Genomic DNA, 17,838 nt, shown 5'->3' on the forward strand with positions numbered 1-17,838 from the left:
TGGGAGCGACGGTGCGACGATTCGACCTGCTCGCGATGCTTTTAGCGGCGGAACGCGGAGCCAGTGTGTTGCTCAGGCAAATGCGCCTCGCCGTGAAACAGTTTTTCTCGCAGGCTGCCGCTGTCGTAAGCGGTCTTGTACGACCCGCGCCGTTGCAACTCCGGGATCACCCAATCGATGAAATCCACATAGCTCTCCGGCGTGACTATTCGCGTCAGGTTGAAGCCATCCAGCCCGGTTTCCGTGATCCATGATTCCAGCTCGTCGGCGATCTGCTCAGGCGACCCCACCACGGTGATGTAGCGACCACCGAGGGCGTGTTGCTCGAGTAATTTGCGGCGGGTCCAGTCGTTGTTTTGCAGATTCCTGGTGGCGGACTGGATGGCGTTGCTCTTCACGTACTGGATCGGTTCGTCGATTTCGTACTCGGAAAAATCGATCCCGGTGGAGGCCGAGAAATGCGCCACGCCGGCCTCGGCACTGGCGTAGCTCAAGTACTCGGCGTGCTTGGCCCAGGCCAGCTCTTCGGTGGCGCCGACAATCACGTTCAGCCCCATGAACACCTTGATGTCCTCGGGGTTGCGCCCGGCCTCGACGGCACTGGCGCGCACCTTGTCCACTTGAACCTTGGTCGACGGTTTGTTCTGGCCGCTGATGAACACGCACTCGGCATGTCGCCCGGCGAACAGCAATCCACGATCCGAACTGCCCGCCTGGAACAGCACAGGTGTGCGCTGCGGCGAGGGTTCGCAGAGGTGATAACCCTCGACCTGATAGAACTCACCCTTGTGCTCGACCTTGTGCACTTTCTCGGGCTGCGCGTAGATCCGCTGCTGCGGATCATTAAGCACCGCCCCGTTTTCCCAACTGCCTTCCCAGAGTTTGTAGAGCACTTGCAGGTATTCATCGGCCTGGTCGTAACGACGGTCGTGTTCCACCTGTTCGCTCAGACCCATGGCCTTGGCGGCGCTGTCGAGGTAGCCGGTGACGATGTTCCAGCCGACCCGGCCACGGCTCAGGTGATCGAGCGTGGACATGCGTCGGGCGAACAGATACGGCGGTTCGTAAGTCAGGTTGGCGGTGAGGCCGAAGCCAAGGTTTTTGGTGACCGCGGCCATGGCCGAAACCAGCAGTAGCGGGTCGTTGACCGGTAACTGGATTGACTCTTTGAGCGGCACGTCTACCGAGTTTTGATAGACGTCGTACACGCCGACGATGTCAGCGATGAACAGACCGTCGAATAGTCCGCGCTCCAGCAACTGCGCCAGTTCGGTCCAGTATTCAAGCGTCTTGTACTGAGTGGAGTTGTCCCGTGGATGCGTCCACAGACCATGGTTGATGTGCCCGATGCAGTTCATGTTGAACGCATTGAGCAGGATTTTCTTTTTGGCATCGGCCATCAGATGGTCCCTCGCAATGGAGGGTTTTCATCGTTGAGGTAGTAATTGCCGACCGCGTGATATTTCCAGCGCACCGGGTCATGCAACGTATGAACCCGGGCGTTGCGCCAGTGGCGATCCAGACCATGTTCGATCAGGGTTGCCTGGCTGCCGGCCAGTTCAAACAGCGTGCTGCCAGCGGCGAGGGAAATCTCGGTGCTGAGGGCGCGAGCTTCGGCGACGGCAATCGACGCGGCGGCGACGGTCTCGGCGTTGGTGTTGGCCTGGGCCTTGTCGAGAAATTCGCCGGAGCGTTCCAGCAAGGCTTCGGCGGCGTGCAGACGAATGCTCAAGTGACCGAAGCTCTTGATGGTCAGCGGGTCCTCGGTGGCTTTGTCGTTGCCGGAATCGATCCACGGTCGGGTCTTGGTGCGCACGAAATGCAGCGCATCTTCATAGGCGGCGCGGGCGATACCGGTGTCGATAGCAGCGTGAAGAATCTGCGCCAGCGGGCCGACGGGGTTCGGGCGCTCGAACGCACTTTGAAACGGGATCACGTCTTCGGCGGCGACGTAGACATCTTCAAACACCACCGAGCCGCTGCCGGTGGTGCGTTGGCCGAAACCGCACCAGTCGTCGATTACCGTCAGACCCTTGGCATTACGAGGGACGAAAGCGAGTTGCTGAACGCCGTGTTCATCCACGACCGACGTCGGAATGCGCTGGGCATAAATAGCACCCGTGGCGTAAAACTTGCGGCCGTTGATGCGATAGCCGTCACGTTCTCCATGCAGATCAGGGGTCAGGCTGGTGACGCGGTCATGGGCGGTTTTGGTGCCCAGTTCCGCGAGGGCATTGCCGAATCGTTGGCCGGCCAGCACTTCTGCATACAGGCGTTTTTTCTGCTCTTCGCTGCCATTCACCCGCAACACTTCGAGCGCGTAGAAATGGTTCTGCGGGATCTGGCCGAGGGAACCGTCAGCCTGGGCGATCAGCGCGATCACCTTGGCCAGGGTGACGTTGGAAACCCCGGCGCCGCCGTATTCTTTTGGCACGCTGATGCCCCAGAGACCCGAGCGGGAAAACACTTCCAGTTCCGGGTGTGGCAAACGGCGTTCGCGATCGCGCAGGGCGCTGTCGCGTTTGAAATCTTCGGCCAGGTCACTGGCGACGATCAGGGCTTGCTCATCGCTGGTTATGACCGCGACGTGGTGAGAAAGAGTCATGTGTTTCTCCAGAGATCTGGTCGTTAAATCCAGGAGTGGCGAGCGGGTAAAGTGCCGTTCAGGTGATACGTCCCGACCGCGTGATACTTCCAGCGCACCGGGTCGTGCAGCGTGTGCACGCGGGCGTTGCGCCAGTGACGGTCGAGGTTGAATTCGGCGAGGGTGGCGCGGCTGCCGGCCAGTTCGAAGAGCTTTTCGCTGGCGAGTAGCGAGATCTCGGTGGTCAGCACTTTGGCTTCGGCCACTGCAATCGAGGCGCGGGCGGCGGACTCGGCGGTGAGCGGCGCGGCATTGACTTGATCGAGCACTTGCCCGGCCTTGCGCAGCAGCGCTTCGGCGGCGTGCAGTTCGATCTTCAGTTTGCCAATGTCGGCGATTACATAGAGGTCGTCGCTGGCCCTTTCGACCTTGGCGTCGATCCACGGCCGTGCACGGGTTTTCACGAATTCGATCGCATCGTCGATGGCGCCCCGGGCGATGCCGGCGTCAATGGCTGCTTGAATCAGCTGCGACACGGCACCCTGAATGTTCGGGCTGTCGTTGATCTTCCAGTTGTCCACCACCAGCTCGGCGTCGACCTGCACGTTGTTGAGCAAAATGGTGCCGCTGGCGGTGGTGCGTTGGCCGAAGCCCGACCAGTCATCCACGATGCGCAGGCCAAGAGTGCCGCGACGAACGAAGGCCAGCACCTGCTTGCCGTCGTCGTTCAGCGCCTTGACCGCGACCCAGTGGGCGAACAGGGCGCCGGTGGAATAGAACTTCTGCCCGTTGAGGACGAAGCCGTCGCCGCTGGCGGTGATTCGCGCCTTGAGTTCAAGGGTGTTTTTGGTGCCGCGTTCAGGTCCCGCGTTACCGATTCGCCAACCGTCGAGCACGCTTTTGAACAGCTGTTTTTTTTGCGATTCAGTGGCGCTGCCGAGCACCAGGTTGAGAATGCCGAACTGGTTCTGCGGGATCTGTCCCAGTGCCGGGTCGGCCGCGGAAATGATCGCGAAGACTTCGGCAACTGTGACGAACGAAACCTGCGGGCCACCGTACTCACGAGGGATAGCAATGCTGCCTAAACCGCTGCGGGTGAACTGTTCGATTTCCGACCACGGCAGCTTGCGCTGCTGGTCGCGTTTGGCTGCTTGCAGACGGGCGACTTGCGCCAGCTCATGGGCGGCCTTGATGGCTTGTGCGTCGTTACGCAAGACCTGCGCGGGCAACAACAACGGCGCGATGTCCAGATCACTCTGGAGGGTTGCTTCTGCCAGACTGGACATCAGTGCCGCTCCTTGGCTGCACGCAATGCCCTGGCGATCTGCACTGGGGTGATTGTGTTCCGGACCATACCTACCTCACATCTCATGGAAACGCCGCGAGGGTTGCGGCGAACGAAATCAAGAATGTCCGGTGGTCCGGTGCATATACCCTAAGCGTGTATAAAAAATTAATAAACTAACTTTTAGGAATATGCATAGAAGGGGGGGTGCCACAGATTCGTGTAGCCGCTGGCGAAGCCCTGTGGGAGCGAGCTTGCCCGCGATTGCGGCGCTTCAATCGACACCAATGTTGGCTGACACTCAGCTATCGCGAGCAAGCTCGCTCCCACAGGGCTTCGCACGCTGCTACAGGGATCTCAGCGTTTGCGGGGTTCGGCGGCCATGAGCATTTCCTTCGGCCGGGCCTTCAAATAGGGATTGGCGCAACCGATCTTCAGCCAGCGCGGTGGCGCCCAGCGGGAGTTGTTACCCACCCGGTCGAGGATGCAGTAAGTCACTTCCAGCCGCAGGTCTTCGCCGGCTTCGAGAATGATCGCCGGCGGCACCCAGACCTGGATCGGCTGGCCGACATCGCTGGCCTTGAGTCGTGGCAGATCCATGCGCACATCGCCCCAGCGCAGGGTGATTTCGTCGTCGGCGGCCATGTTCAGGTAAGGCTCGATGGTCAACGGAACGCCGCGCTTGATCTGGTTCGGATTGACGCCCTGACGGCGAATGATCTCGGGGATATTCACGGGCTCCAGACTCTGGTTTTCATCGCCGCACAGCGCCGACGGTTGGCCGCCGGGGCAGTCGAGTTTGATCTGCACCCGTCTGGTGGCTGACAGGGTGGGTCCTTGCCCGATCTGCATGATCCGGTAGTGAACGCGCGAGGTGCCATTGGCGATGAAGCTCTCGGGCACGCGCAGTTGGACCGGCTGGCCGACATCGTCGGCCGTCAGCACTCTGGAGGCCACGTAGCAGTTATCCCAGAACAGTTCGATCAGGTCGCCTTCGTCCATGCCGGAGTAGGGCGCCACATCGATCAGCAGGCGCGCCGCCGAGGTGATGTTGATGCAGGTCTTGTGAGATTGCGCCAGAGTCGGGGCCGCAAGTTCGGGTTTGTTCGAAGTGCTTGTCATGGGGTTTCTCCTTGAGGCCTTGCAGCGAAAGTCCGTTCCTGAAAGTTCGAAAGGCGTGAATTACCGAGCAACAAAACTGTTCACTATGTGTGAAATTAAATAATGAATGAGTGCAAGGTTAAACGCCTGTTGAGACTAGATAAGAGTGCGCTTGAATAGGTGTCAATAGAGATGGATAGTTAAGTATGGGATCTAGTGTTATTCAGAAAAATCCTACGCGTTGAAGTTAATAAGCTGCACCGCTCTGTCGAACTTGACCTTGTTTTATGGGCTTTCAGTGCGTTACTGACGGCGAAGACCGGTTTGTTGAGGGCGCTGGGTTTGGCGAATTTTAGGCGGGGTTATTCTGTTGCAGGACATATATATGTACCGCACGCAGCCATGAAAAATTATCTATTGTTCAGGTGGGTGAATAAACGAAGAGAACGTGGCGAGGGATTTTCTTAGTAGGGGTAGTTGTCACTTCCATCCATGGAAGTTGACAAGTAGTGAGGCGATGTTTCAGGGGTGAGCGTTATTCAGGAACTTGCTGAGAAACTGCTTCGTCCGCTCTTCTTTAGGATTGGCAAACAGCGCCTTGGCTTCGCCTTGTTCGACGATCACACCTTTGTCGAAAAACACCACGCGGTTCGCCACGTCCCGGGCAAAGCCCATTTCGTGGGTGACGATGACCATGGTGCGTCGCTCTTCGGCGAGGCTGCGGATGGTCGCCAGCACTTCACCCACCAGCTCCGGGTCGAGGGCTGAGGTGGGTTCGTCGAACAGAATCACTTCCGGCTCCATCGCCAGCGCGCGGGCAATCGCCACACGCTGTTGCTGGCCACCGGAAAGGCGTCGCGGGTACGCGTCTTCCTTGCCCGCCAGGCCAACCCGGGCCAACAGCTTTTTGCCCAGGGCAACGGCTTCGGCGTGCGGGATCTTCTTTACGATGATCGGGCCTTCGATAACGTTTTCCAGGGCGGTGCGATGAGGGAACAGGTTGAAGTTCTGGAACACGAAGCCCACGTGTTGGCGCAAACGTCGCACCAGGCTCTGCTGCTGGTTCAGCGGACGGCTGCCATCGATCTCGATGTCACCGACCTTGATCCGGCCGCTGGTGGGTTCTTCCAGAAAATTCAGGCAACGCAGGAACGTGGTTTTGCCCGAGCCGCTAGGCCCGATGATCGCCACCACCTCGCCTTCCTTCACCTCCAGATCGATGCCGTTGAGCACCACTTGACCCTTGAACTGCTTTGTCAGTTTTTCCACGACAATCATTGGGTCAGGACTCCAGATCGTGCCGATTGACCCGTGCTTCCAACTGGTTCTGCAGGTGCGACAGCACCGTGGCCAGAATCCAGTAGATCAGCGCGGCGGCAAGGTACATGGTGAAAATTTCAAAGGTACGGGCAGTAATCAGTTGCGCCTGACGGAACAGTTCCGGCACCTGAATGGTGGCTGCCAGTGCGGTGTCCTTCACAAGCGAAATGAAACTGTTGCCCAGCGGTGGCAGAGCCGTGCGCATCGCTTGCGGCAGAATGGCCCGGCGCAGCGTCTGCGCGCGGGTCATGCCGATACTCGCGGCAGCTTCCCACTGACCGCGCTCGATGGAGCTGATCGCGGCTCGCAGGATTTCGCAGGCATAGGCCGCCATGTTCAGCGAGAAGCCGATCAGGGCCGCCGGCAGCGGATCAAGTTCGATGCCCAATTGCGGCAAACCGTAATAGATCACGAACAGTTGCACCAGCAACGGCGTGCCGCGAAAGAACGACACGTAGATGCGGGCGATCCAGCTCACCAGTTTGAAGCGCGACAGGCGCATCAATGCCAGGCCGAAGCCCATCACCAGGCCGAAGAACATCCCGCCCAGGCTCAGAATGACCGTGTAGTACGCGCCCTTCAGCAGGAAGGGCGCGGAGTCCAGCGCGAGTTGGAAAGCTTCTTCCATTATTTAGTGACGTCAGCGCTGAAGTATTTTTCCGAAAGCTTTTTCAGCGTACCGTCGGCACGCAGCTTGTCGATGGCTTTGTTCACCGCGGCCAGCAGCTCAGGCTCGCCTTTGCGCAGGGCGATGCCGGCTTCCTGGCGGGAGAACGCTTCGCCGGCGGCGGTGGTGTCCTTGGCCTTCTTGGCGTATTCCAGCGCGGCCAGACGGTCGATCAGAATGGCGTCGATGCGGCCGACACGCAGATCCTGGAACTTGGTCGGATCATCGTCATAGGTCTTGATGATGGCTTTTGGCTGATTGTCCTTGAGCCACTGCTCGTAGTTGGTGCCCAGGCCTACACCGACTTTTTTGCCGGCCAGATCGGCGGCAGACTTGATGTTCAGCTCCGCAGCCTTCTTGGTCAGCACCAGCGCCTGAATCCCGGAAACGGTGTACGGCTCGGAGAAGTCATACTTCTTCTTGCGCTCTTCGGAGATAGTCACCTGGTTGATCACCGCGTCCAGACGTTTGGATTCCAGCGCCGCAAGGATGCCGTCCCATTTGGTCGGCTGCAGTTTGACCTTCACGCCCAGCTCTTTGGCCAGGGCTTCGGAAAACTCGACTTCGAAGCCGGTCAGTTTGCCGTCGGCATCGACGAAGCTGAACGGTGGGTAAGTGCCTTCCAGACCGACGTTGATCACGCCAGCGTCTTTGATTTTTTGCAGCTGCTCACCGGCAACCGCTTGCCCCAGCAGACCGGCGCTCAGCGCCAGGCCCAGCGAACCAACCAGCAGGTTTCGACGTAGTGCGGAAAAATTCATGACAAGCCCCTGTGTTTTCTTATGAAGACGCTTTTAGGAATGTTGGCAAAATCGGGATTTGGACGACTGCGATATCCTGCCCTAAAGCAGCGTATGCGTCTCGCTGCAAATTCGCCTGCGGCGCGACTATATGACGGTGCTTTTAGATTGGAAAATAATAAATATAAAGTTTGATATTCTTTTTTAGAATATAAGTTGCCTTCGAAAAGATCGCAGCCTGCGGCAGCTCCTACATGGATCATGCCCGGCGTAAATTCCGGGTAACGCCGATCAATGTAGGAGCTGCCGAAGGCTGCGATCTCTTGATCTTCGATACTTACAGAAAATTCGTATAGGCAAACAGTGCCGGCGCCCCGCCGGTGTGCAGGAAGATGATCGGGCCGTCATTGAAGCGCTGGCGGCCGATGCCATCGAGCAAACCCGCCATGGCCTTGCCGGTATAAACCGGGTCCAGCAGCAAACCTTCCTGACTCGCCACCAGCTTCACGGCAGCCAACGTCCCGGCATTCGGTTCGCCGTAGCGCGGGGCGAAATACTCGTCCCACAACTCGACCTTGAAACTCGCTGGCAGGCTTACGCCCAGCAGCTCGGCAGTGCGTTCGGCGAGGCCCTGGACTTTCGGGCGCTGGTCTTCGTCGCTGCGAGAAACCGTGACACCAATCACTGGCAAATCCGGCAGTGCTTCACTCAACGCCAACGCCAGACCGCTATGGGTCCCGGCGCTGCCCGAAGCCAGAACCACGGCCGCGAATGTCAGCCCGGTGTCCTTGATCTGCTCGGCCAATTCCAGCCCGGCGCGCACATAACCCAAAGCGCCCAATGCATTGGAGCCACCAATCGGCACCAGATACGGCTTCTTGCCGTTGTTGCGAAGACGCTCGGCCAAGGCGTGCAATTGTTCGTCGGCGTTGTCGAGGTTTTCCACCAGTTCGACCTTGGCGTCGAACAAGTCCAGCAACAGTCGATTGCCGTTACCGACATAGTTAGCGTCGTCGGTGCCGAGAGGGTTTTCCAGCAACGCAACGCAGCCCAGACCAAGCTTGGCCGCAATGGCGGCGGTCTGGCGCACGTGGTTGGACTGAAGCGCGCCAGCGGTGATCAAGGTGTCGGCGCCTTGTGCCAACGCATCGGCCGCCAGGTATTCGAGTTTGCGCAGCTTGTTGCCGCCCATCGCCAGCGGCGTCAGGTCATCACGCTTGACGTACACATCGCGGCCCAGCCAGGTCGACAGACGTTCGAGTTTTTCCAGGGCGGTAGGATGACCGAGCAGGTCGAGGCGGTTAAAGCGGGCAAGCTGTTGTTTGATCATGGGGTCCGTACTGGCGGAGGGAGATGACAGGACTATAGGCACGCCTATTTAGCGGGGCAACTGCCAATCGGCCTTATGCCAAAAAGTGCTGAGCACAGCACAATCGGTTCTTAATTCGGCTTCCAGACCATGCCGTAAAGTAATCGCGGTTAACGCGGCCAGACAGTCCGGCCGCCCGTGAGGAGTTTTTACCGTGAGCGAGCGTTCCAGTCATTGGCAACTGCAGACCATCGTCAGCCAACTGCGCACGGCGCGTGACCAGTGGCGCCTACAAAATGGCCGCGCCAGCACCGAACAGGGCGGTCGCGAGTTGCCTTCCCGAGCGGCCATGGCAGAGATTCTTGAGGCCCTCTGTGGCGCGTTGTTCCCGATGCGCCTGGGACCGGTGGATTTGCGCGAGGAGAGTGAAGACTTCTACGTCGGCCACACGCTGGACGTTGCATTGAACGCGTTGCTGGCTCAGGCGCGACTCGAATTGCGCTACGCCGCTCGCCACAGTGCCCAGGCCGACACTGAAGTCGAGGCCAAAACGATTCAGATCATTCAGGACTTCGCCCTCGCATTGCCGGGGCTGCGCAGTCTGCTCGACACCGATGTGCTGGCGGCCTATCACGGCGATCCGGCGGCTCGCAGCGTCGATGAAGTGTTGTTGTGCTATCCGGGGATTCTGGCGGTGATTCACCATCGCCTGGCCCATCATTTGTACCGCGCCGGATTGCCCCTGCTGGCACGGATCAGCGCGGAAATCGCGCACTCGGCCACCGGCATCGACATTCACCCTGGCGCGCAGATTGGTCGCAGCTTCTTCATCGATCACGGGACGGGTGTGGTGATCGGCGAGACCGCCATTATTGGCGAGCGTGTGCGGATTTATCAGGCCGTGACGTTGGGCGCCAAGCGCTTCCCGGCGGATGAAGACGGTCAGCTGCAGAAAGGGCAGCCGCGACATCCGATTGTCGAGGATGACGTGGTGATCTATGCCGGAGCGACGATTCTGGGGCGAATCACTATCGGCAAGGGCTCGACCATTGGCGGCAATGTCTGGCTGACCCGCAGCGTGCCGGCGGGGAGCAACCTGACTCAGGCGAATCTGCAGCATGATGACGGGACGCAGAAGTAAGCCCCCCGGCTTTTTGGTGACAGATAAACTGTCTTCGCTGACTGTAGGAGCTGTCGAGTGAAACGAGGCTGCGATCTTTTGACTTTGGTTTTTGTGGTGTTTTTGAAAAGATCGCAGCCTCGTTTCACTCGACAGCTCCTACGGACAGCTCCTACAAAATCCCCCAAACCCCGCGTCATACCCTTCCTTGAGCTAGCGTGCGAACAGTACCGCCGAGCCTTGCGATTAGTCCTTAGCACCCTATTCATGTTTAACTTGAACGCTCATTCAAGTTAAACCGCCGGTTTGCTGCCCGCTCACAACAGGAGGCTTGCCTTTGCCGAGTCCGTTATTGATTGCCCTGTTTCACCCCCTCGAGGTGCACCTTTCATGAGTGCATCGCCCACCCCCGCCAGCGGTCAGGTCCGCATGAATCCGCCGGTGTTTTACTTCTCGGCGACGTTCATTTTGCTGTTCGGCATCATCGTCATCGCCATGCCTGAACAGGCCGGCGCCTGGCTTCTGGCGGCGCAAAACTGGGCGGCCAACACGGTCGGCTGGTATTACATGCTCGCGATGACCCTGTATCTGGTCTTCGTGGTGGTCACCGCCTTGTCCGGCTACGGCAAGATCAAGCTCGGTGCCGACCACGACGAACCCGAATTCAGTTACCTGTCCTGGGCCGGCATGCTGTTCGCCGCCGGGATCAGCATCACGCTGTTCTTCTTTTGCGTGTCCGAACCGCTGACCCATTTGGCGCAACCGCCGCAAGGCGAAGCCGGCACGGCGGATGCAGCGCGTCAGGCGATGCAGATTCTGTTTCTGCACTGGGGCCTGCACGGCTGGGGCGTGTTCGCCTTTGTCGGCATGGCACTGGCCTACTTCGCTTATCGACATAACCTGCCGCTGGCCCTGCGTTCGGCGCTCTATCCGCTGATCGGCAAGCGCATCAATGGCCCGATCGGTTACGCGGTGGACGGCTTCGGCATCATCGCCACGGTGTTCGGCCTCGGTGCCGACATGGGCTTTGGCGTGCTGCACCTCAACTCGGGTCTGGACTACCTGTTCGGCATCGCTCACACCCAGTGGATTCAGGTCGGCCTGATCACGCTGATGATGGGCGCGGCGATCATCGTCGCGGTGTCCGGTGTCGATAAAGGCGTGCGCGTGATGTCCGACATCAACATGCTGCTGGCCTGCGCGCTGCTGCTGTTCGTGTTGTTCGCCGGCCCCACTCAGCATTTGCTCAACACTCTGATCCAGAACATCGGCGACTACCTCGGTGCGTTGCCGATGAAGAGTTTCGACCTGTACGCCTATGACAAACCCAGTGACTGGCTGGGCGGTTGGACGGTGTTCTATTGGGCCTGGTGGATCGCATGGTCGCCATTCGTGGGCCTGTTCATCGCACGGATTTCCCGTGGCCGGACCATCCGCGAATTCGTCTTCGGCGTGCTGTTGATTCCGCTCGGCTTCACCCTCGCGTGGATGTCGATTTTTGGCAACAGCGCCATCGATCAAGTCCTCAACCATGGCATGAGCGCCCTCGGCATGTCGGCCGTCGATAACCCGTCGATGACCCTCTACCTGCTGCTGGAAACCTACCCGTGGAGCAAAACCGTCATCGCGGTCACGGTGTTCATCAGCTTCGTGTTCTTCGTGACGTCTGCCGACTCCGGCACCGTGGTGCTGTCGACGTTGTCCGCCAAGGGCGGCAATCCCGACGAGGACGGGCCGAAATGGCTGCGAGTGTTTTGGGGCGCAATGACCGCGTTGGTGACCAGCGCGCTGTTGTTCTCCGGCAGTATCGATGCGCTGAAGTCCGCGGTGGTGCTGACCTCGTTGCCGTTCTCGATGATCTTGCTGCTGATGATGTGGGGGCTGCACAAGGCGTTTTACCTGGAGTCGCAGAAGCAGATCGCGCAACTGCATTCGCTGGCACCGGTGTCCGGCTCGCGGCGTGGCGGCTGGCGTCAACGCCTGAGTCAGGCCGTGCATTTCCCGTCACGGGATGAGGTCTATCGCTTCCTCGATACGACAGTGCGTCCGGGGATTGAAGAAGTCTCGGCGGTGTTCGTCGAGAAGGGCTTGAACGTGGTCACTCAGCCGGACCCGACCAACGACAGCGTCAGCCTGGAAATCGGTCATGGCGAGGAGCATCCGTTTATTTATCAGGTGCAGATGCGCGGCTACTTCACACCGTCGTTTGCCCGTGGCGGCATGGGTTCCAAGGAACTCAATAACCGTCGCTATTACCGGGCCGAAGTGCATTTGAGCGAGGGCAGTCAGGACTACGATCTGGTGGGTTACACCAAGGAGCAGATCATCAACGACATTCTTGATCAGTACGAGCGGCACCTGCAGTTCTTGCATTTGGTGCGTTGATCGAGAGCCGATGGCGCCGGGCCTTTTCAGGTCTCGGCGCTCAACACCATGAACAGCACCAGCGCCGCCACCGGCACACTGAACACCACCGTGCCAATCATCAGTTCCGAACTCAGTGGCTGGCCGGCCGTGACCATGCCAACGGCGCCGTTGATCATCGTCAGCGCCAGCCACAAGACCACGAAGCTGTAGGTCAGTGTCTGTTGGCTAAAGCCGATTTTTTCGCCGATGAACAGCATCAGCGCCAGCAGGATCAGGCCAAAGGTGATGATGATCGTGGTGTGCATGGTGTGTTCCGCCCTTCAAATGTGTGTTGCTTTTGGTGCCGCCTTCGCGAGCAGGCTCGCTCCCACAAGGTCGTCGCAATCCTGTGGGAGCGAGCCTGCTCGCGATAGGGGCGCTGCGGTGTCAAGTGAGCATAGTTAAACCATGCTGCTGGAGAAGTTGATGATCCGCCCGCCAGCGTTCAGGCGGGTGACGGCTTCACACCGCCGATGCCGGTTTCGGTGTTGTATCCGCACAACCGACACATGTCGCCACGGGTTCGGGTGTTTGTGGATTGGCTGGGGGAAGTGTTTGCTGGGGCGCAGTAGCCGGTGGTCTATAGGGAAATCAGGTCTCTGCACGATAGGCTAATATTTATCCGGGTGTGTATGGTGTGTATTGGCATGAAGCTTCGTCGCGTAGTGTGCGCAGCAGATGCTGCCCGCAAGGACGAAGGTGATGCGAAGTCGGGAAATGATCAGGATGATCGAGGAGGATGGTTGGTATCTGGTGGCCGTGAAAGGCAGCCATCATCAGTACAAGCATCCGTGCAAACCAGGGAGGGTGACAGTAAAGCACCCGGATTCGGATCTTCCAAAAGGAACGATCAACAGCATATTGAAACAGGCGGGTCTGAAATGAGACCCGACACCGGATACGAAAGCCCCGAACGGGCCACATCACAGGAAGGACTTACCGAAATGAAATTCCCGGTCGTTCTACACAAGGATGCCGACTCAGAATACGGAGTAATTATCCCGGATGTGCCGGGTTGCTTCTCCGCAGGCGGTACTGTGGCGCAGGCATTTGAAAACGTGAAGGAAGCGCTGTCGTTGCACTACGAAGGCTTGGTGGCCGATGGCGATCCACTGCCGCAGGTGCATGAGATCGACGCTCATCTAGATAACCCTGACTACGCGGGCGGCGTGTGGGGGGTGGTCGAATTTGATATCACGCCTTACTTCGGAAAGTCGGTGCGCTTCAATGCCACACTGCCCGAGCAGTTGCTTGAGCGTATCGATCAAACAGTCAGGCGGGATCAGCGGTACAGCTCTAGGTCCGGCTTTTTGGCTGCCGCTGCCCTGCGTGAGTTGTCGGCGTAAATATGTGAAACGTTTCAGCATTTTCTCGAGTCCGAGGTTTATCGGCGTTTGTCTGGGCGTATGCTGGGCAACTTGCGAAACAGTCGATACCAACTTCAAGACAGACAAGAGAGGATTCGATGACCTACACCGCTGCCGAAAACCGCTACGACTCCATCCCTTACCGCCGCGTGGGTCGCAGCGGGCTGGTGCTGCCGGCACTGTCTCTGGGCTTGTGGCACAACTTCGGCGACAGCACGCCGATCGACACCCAGCGTTCGTTGCTACATACCGCGTTTGATCTTGGCATCAACCATTTCGACCTGGCCAACAACTACGGCCCGCCGTATGGCAGCGCCGAGATCAATTTCGGTCGTTTGCTGCGTGAAGACTTCAAGCAGTATCGCGACGAGCTGATCATCTCCAGCAAGGCCGGTTGGGACATGTGGGCCGGCCCTTATGGTCAGGGCGGCGGTTCGCGCAAATACGTGCTGGCCAGCCTTGATCAGAGCCTGCAGCGCCTGGGCCTGGACTATGTGGACATCTTCTATTCCCACCGCTTCGACCCGGACACACCGCTGGAAGAAACCGCCAGCGCACTGGCCACCGCCGTGCAACAGGGCAAGGCGTTGTACATCGGTATCTCCTCGTACTCGGGCGTTAAAACCCGTGAAATGGCCGCGCTGCTGAAAGAGTGGAAAGTCCCGTTGCTGATTCATCAGCCGGCTTACAACCTGCTCAATCGATGGGTGGAAAAAGACCTGTTGGATACCACAGACGAACTCGGTACGGGCGTGATTGCGTTTACGCCGTTGGCTCAGGGGTTGTTGACCGACAAGTACCTCAACGGTGTGCCGGCCGACGCGCGGGTCAATCGTCCGGGGGGTGGTTCGTTGCAGGCGGCGCACCTGTCCGAAGCCAACATCGCTCATGTGCGTGCGCTGAATGAGATCGCCAAGCGTCGCGGTCAGAGTCTGGCGCAGCTGGCATTGGCGTGGACGTTACGCGATCCGCGCGTGACGTCGGCGCTGATCGGTGCGAGCCGGCCGGAGCAGATTATCGAGAACGTCGGGGCGTTGAAGAATCTGAGCTTTAGCTCGGAGGAATTGGCGGAAATTGACCGGTTTGCCCAAGAGGGTGGGGTTAATCTTTGGGAGAAGCCTTCGACGGCTGAGTAAGTGTTCGGCGCCGTGTGACCTAGCGTCTGTTCCGGCCCCTTCGCGAGCAGGCTCGCTCCCACATTAGACCTCGGTCACCTGTGGGAGCGAGCCTGCTCGCGAAGGGGGCCATCAATGTCAGTAGACACTCCCAGGGGTTACCGGAAAAACGGCACATCCCCCAATACCGTCGCCCGTTGCATCACCCGCCGCGCCGGCCGGTAATCATCCACGGCGTAATGCTGTGTCACGCGGTTATCCCAAAACGCCACGTCGTCCTTCTGCCAACGCCAGCGAATGGTAAATTCCGGCCGTGTCGCGTGGGCAAACAGAAACTTCAGAATCACCTCGCTTTCGGTTTCCGACAGCTCATTGATCTTCGACGTGAAGCCTTCATTGACGAACAACGACCGGCGTCCGCTCACCGGATGAGTGCGGATCACCGGGTGTGACAGCGGCGGGTTTTTCCTGCGCGCTTCTTCCCACTGAGCCAACGCTTCAGGTGTGTTGCCATAGCGCTCCAGCGGGAACGAACGAGTGAAATCGTGGGTGGCGGTCAGCCCTTCGAGTAAGGACTTCATCGGCGCGGACAGCGCTTCATACGCCGCGATACCGCTGGCCCACAGCGTGTCGCCACCAAACTCCGGTAACAACTTGGCGCTGAGCACCGCGCCCAGGGCCGGGGTCGGCAGGAAGGTCACGTCGGTGTGCCAGATCGCGTTGTCGCGCACGTCGGTGACGGCGGTGTCGAGGATCAGCACTTCGGGCTGTTCCGGCACATTCGGGTAAATCGGGTGAATGTGCAGGTCGCCGAAATTGGCGGCGAACCGCGCCTGTTGCTGCGGTGTGATCGGCTGATCGCGAAAGAACAACACTTGATGTTTGAGCAGCGCTTGCTCGATGGCGTCGCGCTGCTCCAGGTTCAGCGGTTGGCTGATGTCGACGCCGCTGATTTGCGCGCCGAGGGCGTAGCTTAAGGGGACGATGGTCAGGTTGCTCATGGTGTTCTCTTCAATTCTGGGGGGGGACACCGCACCTGTAGGAGCTGCCGAAGGCTCGGGCCGCGTTCGGACGATCTTTTGATGTTGTTTTTAGAGAGCAAGATCAAAAGATCGCAGCCTCGTTTCACTCGACAGCTCCTACAGGGTTGATCCAAAAAAAGGGGGTATCAAGGCAGTTGCTCCACATTCAAATGCTTCAGTGAGCCTGGCCATGCCACGGCACCAGTTTGCGTTGCAGGGCGCGCAAGCCCATCTCCATGGCGAAGGCGATCAGGGCGATCACCAGAATCCCCAGCACCACCACATCGGTGACCAGGAACTGCGCGGCCGACTGCACCATGAACCCCAAACCACTGGTGGCGGCGATCAATTCGGCGGCGACCAGCGTCGACCAACCCACACCCAAGCCAATGCGCACTCCGGTCAAAATGTCCGGCAACGCGCTCGGCAGAATCACATGGCGAATCAACTGCGCCCGAGTCGCGCCCAACGATTGCGCGGCGCGCAATTTGGCCGGGTCGACGTTACGCACGCCGGTCGCGGTAGCGATGGCGATCGGGGCGAAGATCGCGAGGTAGATCAGCAAGACTTTCGACAGCTCACCGATGCCGCACCAGATCACGATCAGCGGCAGATAAGCTAGCGGTGGAATAGGGCGGTAGAACTCGATCAGCGGATCGAGAATGCCGCGAGCAATGCGGTTGTGGCCGATGGCGATTCCAACGGGCACGGCGGTCAGCACTGCGAAGCCCAGGCCCAGACCGATTCGGCTGAGGCTCGCGCCAAGGTGCTGCCACAACGTTGAATCCATGTAGCCGGTGGTCACCAGCAGCCAGCCTTTTTGCAGCACCGCGGAGGGTGGCGGCAGGAACAGCGGTTCGATCATTCCAGTGGCGGTGACGGCCCACCAGATAACCACGAGTGCGACGAGCGTCAGCAGACTGATCCAGCGAGTACTGAGCCTGCGTCGAACAGGAATCACGGTCGAGTGCGGTTTGACCGTGACGGCCGGAATCTCATAGCTGCTCATACGGTCTCCTGCCGCTGGGCGGCGCTGCGTTGGGAGAACACTTTGGCGAGCACGTGTTCGCGGGTTTCGATAAAGCGCGGGTCGGATTTGATTGATCGGGCGGACTCACCGGCGGCATAACGCTGACCGAAATCCAGGCTCAGGCGTTCGACGATTTGCCCTGGATTCGGCGCCAGCAGAATCAGGTCCGTGGCGAGAAACACCGCTTCTTCGATGTCATGAGTGATCAGAAATACCGGTTTTGCGGTGCGCTGCCAGACTTGCAGCAGCAGTTCCTGCATCTGTTCGCGGGTGAAGGCGTCGAGGGCGCCGAAGGGTTCGTCCATCAGCAAAACGCGAGGATCAGCAGCAAGGGCACGGGCCAGGCCGACACGTTGCTTCTGGCCGCCCGAGAGTTGCCAAATCCGACGGTTTTCGAAACCGGAAAGGTCCACCAAAGCGAGCATTTCCCGAGCGCGGATTTCGCGCTTGTCTCGGGAAACGCCGGCCAGTTCCAGACCGAAACCGACGTTGGCCAGCACGTCCTGCCAGGGCAGCAGGGCGTCGTCCTGGAACACCACGCCGCGTTCGGCGCTCGGGCCTTTGACCGGCACGCCATCGAGGGTGATGCGCCCGGCGCTGGGCTCGACGAAACCGGCAATCAGGTTCAACAGCGAGGTCTTGCCACTGCCGGACGGGCCGAGGGCGACCAGCAACTGCTGGGGCCCAAGGCTCAGGGAAATATCCGCCAGCACCGGTTCGGGGCTGCCTGGGTACTGTGCGCTGATGCGCTCCAGCTGAAGCAAAGCCATCG

At 59.3% G+C, this 17,838-nt stretch carries 17 protein-coding genes and 1 pseudogene; 6 read left to right on the forward strand and 12 right to left on the reverse strand.

Annotation, left to right across the window (positions count from 1 at the left end):
- Positions 1-41 precede the first annotated feature (41 nt).
- From EAH74_RS19425 to EAH74_RS19460, 8 genes are all read right to left on the reverse strand, one after another.
- Positions 42-1,400, reverse strand: coding sequence for an LLM class flavin-dependent oxidoreductase (locus EAH74_RS19425; RefSeq protein WP_140680421.1), 1,359 nt, complete (start codon positions 1,398-1,400; stop codon positions 42-44).
- Entirely contained in the window at positions 1,400-2,605 is a 1,206-nt protein-coding gene (locus tag EAH74_RS19430) for an SfnB family sulfur acquisition oxidoreductase (protein ID WP_140680423.1), read from the reverse strand. Before EAH74_RS19430 ends, EAH74_RS19425 begins: the two co-directional genes overlap by 1 nt.
- A gap of 23 nt (positions 2,606-2,628) precedes the next feature.
- Complete coding sequence (locus EAH74_RS19435) at positions 2,629-3,870, reverse strand: SfnB family sulfur acquisition oxidoreductase (RefSeq protein WP_140680425.1); 1,242 nt, start codon at positions 3,868-3,870, stop codon at positions 2,629-2,631.
- A 356-nt stretch (positions 3,871-4,226) separates the two neighbouring features.
- Positions 4,227-4,991 carry a hypothetical protein gene (locus tag EAH74_RS19440; protein WP_140680427.1) on the reverse strand — a complete coding sequence of 255 codons (765 nt, stop codon included), beginning with the start codon at positions 4,989-4,991 and terminating at the stop codon, positions 4,227-4,229.
- A gap of 501 nt (positions 4,992-5,492) precedes the next feature.
- Positions 5,493-6,248, reverse strand: coding sequence for an L-cystine ABC transporter ATP-binding protein TcyN (gene tcyN / locus EAH74_RS19445; RefSeq protein WP_140680429.1), 756 nt, complete (start codon positions 6,246-6,248; stop codon positions 5,493-5,495).
- A 4-nt stretch (positions 6,249-6,252) separates the two neighbouring features.
- Complete coding sequence (gene tcyL, locus EAH74_RS19450) at positions 6,253-6,918, reverse strand: cystine ABC transporter permease (RefSeq protein ID WP_033058489.1); 666 nt, start codon at positions 6,916-6,918, stop codon at positions 6,253-6,255.
- Positions 6,918-7,718 carry a cystine ABC transporter substrate-binding protein gene (gene tcyJ, locus EAH74_RS19455; protein ID WP_123367077.1) on the reverse strand — a complete coding sequence of 267 codons (801 nt, stop codon included), beginning with the start codon at positions 7,716-7,718 and terminating at the stop codon, positions 6,918-6,920. Before tcyJ ends, tcyL begins: the two co-directional genes overlap by 1 nt.
- A 316-nt stretch (positions 7,719-8,034) precedes the next feature.
- Positions 8,035-9,027 carry a D-cysteine desulfhydrase gene (locus tag EAH74_RS19460; protein ID WP_140680431.1) on the reverse strand — a complete coding sequence of 331 codons (993 nt, stop codon included), beginning with the start codon at positions 9,025-9,027 and terminating at the stop codon, positions 8,035-8,037.
- A 193-nt stretch (positions 9,028-9,220) separates the two neighbouring features.
- Here EAH74_RS19460 and epsC point away from each other — a divergent pair, with 193 nt between their 5' ends.
- Positions 9,221-10,147 carry a serine O-acetyltransferase EpsC gene (gene epsC / locus EAH74_RS19465; RefSeq protein ID WP_033058482.1) on the forward strand — a complete coding sequence of 309 codons (927 nt, stop codon included), beginning with the start codon at positions 9,221-9,223 and terminating at the stop codon, positions 10,145-10,147.
- Positions 10,148-10,555: 408 nt separating this feature from the next.
- Positions 10,556-12,511 carry a choline transporter BetT gene (gene betT, locus EAH74_RS19470; protein ID WP_170206632.1) on the forward strand — a complete coding sequence of 652 codons (1,956 nt, stop codon included), beginning with the start codon at positions 10,556-10,558 and terminating at the stop codon, positions 12,509-12,511.
- A 26-nt stretch (positions 12,512-12,537) separates the two neighbouring features.
- Here betT and EAH74_RS19475 read toward each other — a convergent pair whose 3' ends face one another.
- Positions 12,538-12,798 (reverse strand): hypothetical protein, encoded by a 261-nt coding sequence (locus EAH74_RS19475; protein WP_140680435.1) that lies wholly within the window; start codon positions 12,796-12,798, stop codon positions 12,538-12,540.
- A 201-nt stretch (positions 12,799-12,999) separates the two neighbouring features.
- Between EAH74_RS19475 and EAH74_RS19480 the strand changes: the two are divergent.
- The 4 genes and pseudogenes from EAH74_RS19480 to mgrA form a co-directional block, all read left to right on the forward strand.
- A pseudogene (locus EAH74_RS19480) lies at positions 13,000-13,104 on the forward strand (LysR family transcriptional regulator); the annotation flags it as partial.
- 130 nt (positions 13,105-13,234) lie between these two features.
- A complete protein-coding gene (locus EAH74_RS19485; protein WP_140680437.1) occupies positions 13,235-13,417 on the forward strand; it encodes a type II toxin-antitoxin system HicA family toxin in 183 nt (60 codons plus the stop codon).
- On the forward strand, positions 13,414-13,878 hold the full coding sequence (locus EAH74_RS19490) for a type II toxin-antitoxin system HicB family antitoxin (RefSeq protein WP_192409809.1): 465 nt from the start codon (positions 13,414-13,416) through the stop codon (positions 13,876-13,878). Before EAH74_RS19485 ends, EAH74_RS19490 begins: the two co-directional genes overlap by 4 nt.
- A gap of 119 nt (positions 13,879-13,997) precedes the next feature.
- Positions 13,998-15,035: an L-glyceraldehyde 3-phosphate reductase gene (mgrA, locus tag EAH74_RS19495; protein ID WP_140680439.1), complete on the forward strand. Its 1,038-nt coding sequence runs from the start codon at positions 13,998-14,000 to the stop codon at positions 15,033-15,035.
- Positions 15,036-15,172: 137 nt separating this feature from the next.
- Here mgrA and tauD read toward each other — a convergent pair whose 3' ends face one another.
- The 3 genes from tauD to tauB form a co-directional block, all read right to left on the reverse strand.
- On the reverse strand, positions 15,173-16,015 hold the full coding sequence (tauD, locus tag EAH74_RS19500; protein WP_140680441.1) for a taurine dioxygenase: 843 nt from the start codon (positions 16,013-16,015) through the stop codon (positions 15,173-15,175).
- Between the two features lie 196 nt (positions 16,016-16,211).
- Positions 16,212-17,045 carry a taurine ABC transporter permease TauC gene (gene tauC / locus EAH74_RS19505; protein WP_140680443.1) on the reverse strand — a complete coding sequence of 278 codons (834 nt, stop codon included), beginning with the start codon at positions 17,043-17,045 and terminating at the stop codon, positions 16,212-16,214.
- A complete protein-coding gene (tauB, locus tag EAH74_RS19510; RefSeq protein ID WP_140680445.1) occupies positions 17,042-17,836 on the reverse strand; it encodes a taurine ABC transporter ATP-binding subunit in 795 nt (264 codons plus the stop codon). Before tauB ends, tauC begins: the two co-directional genes overlap by 4 nt.
- Positions 17,837-17,838 lie beyond the last annotated feature (2 nt).

Source organism: Pseudomonas mandelii (genome assembly GCF_006438925.1).
Lineage (GTDB): Bacteria > Pseudomonadota > Gammaproteobacteria > Pseudomonadales > Pseudomonadaceae > Aquipseudomonas > Aquipseudomonas mandelii_C.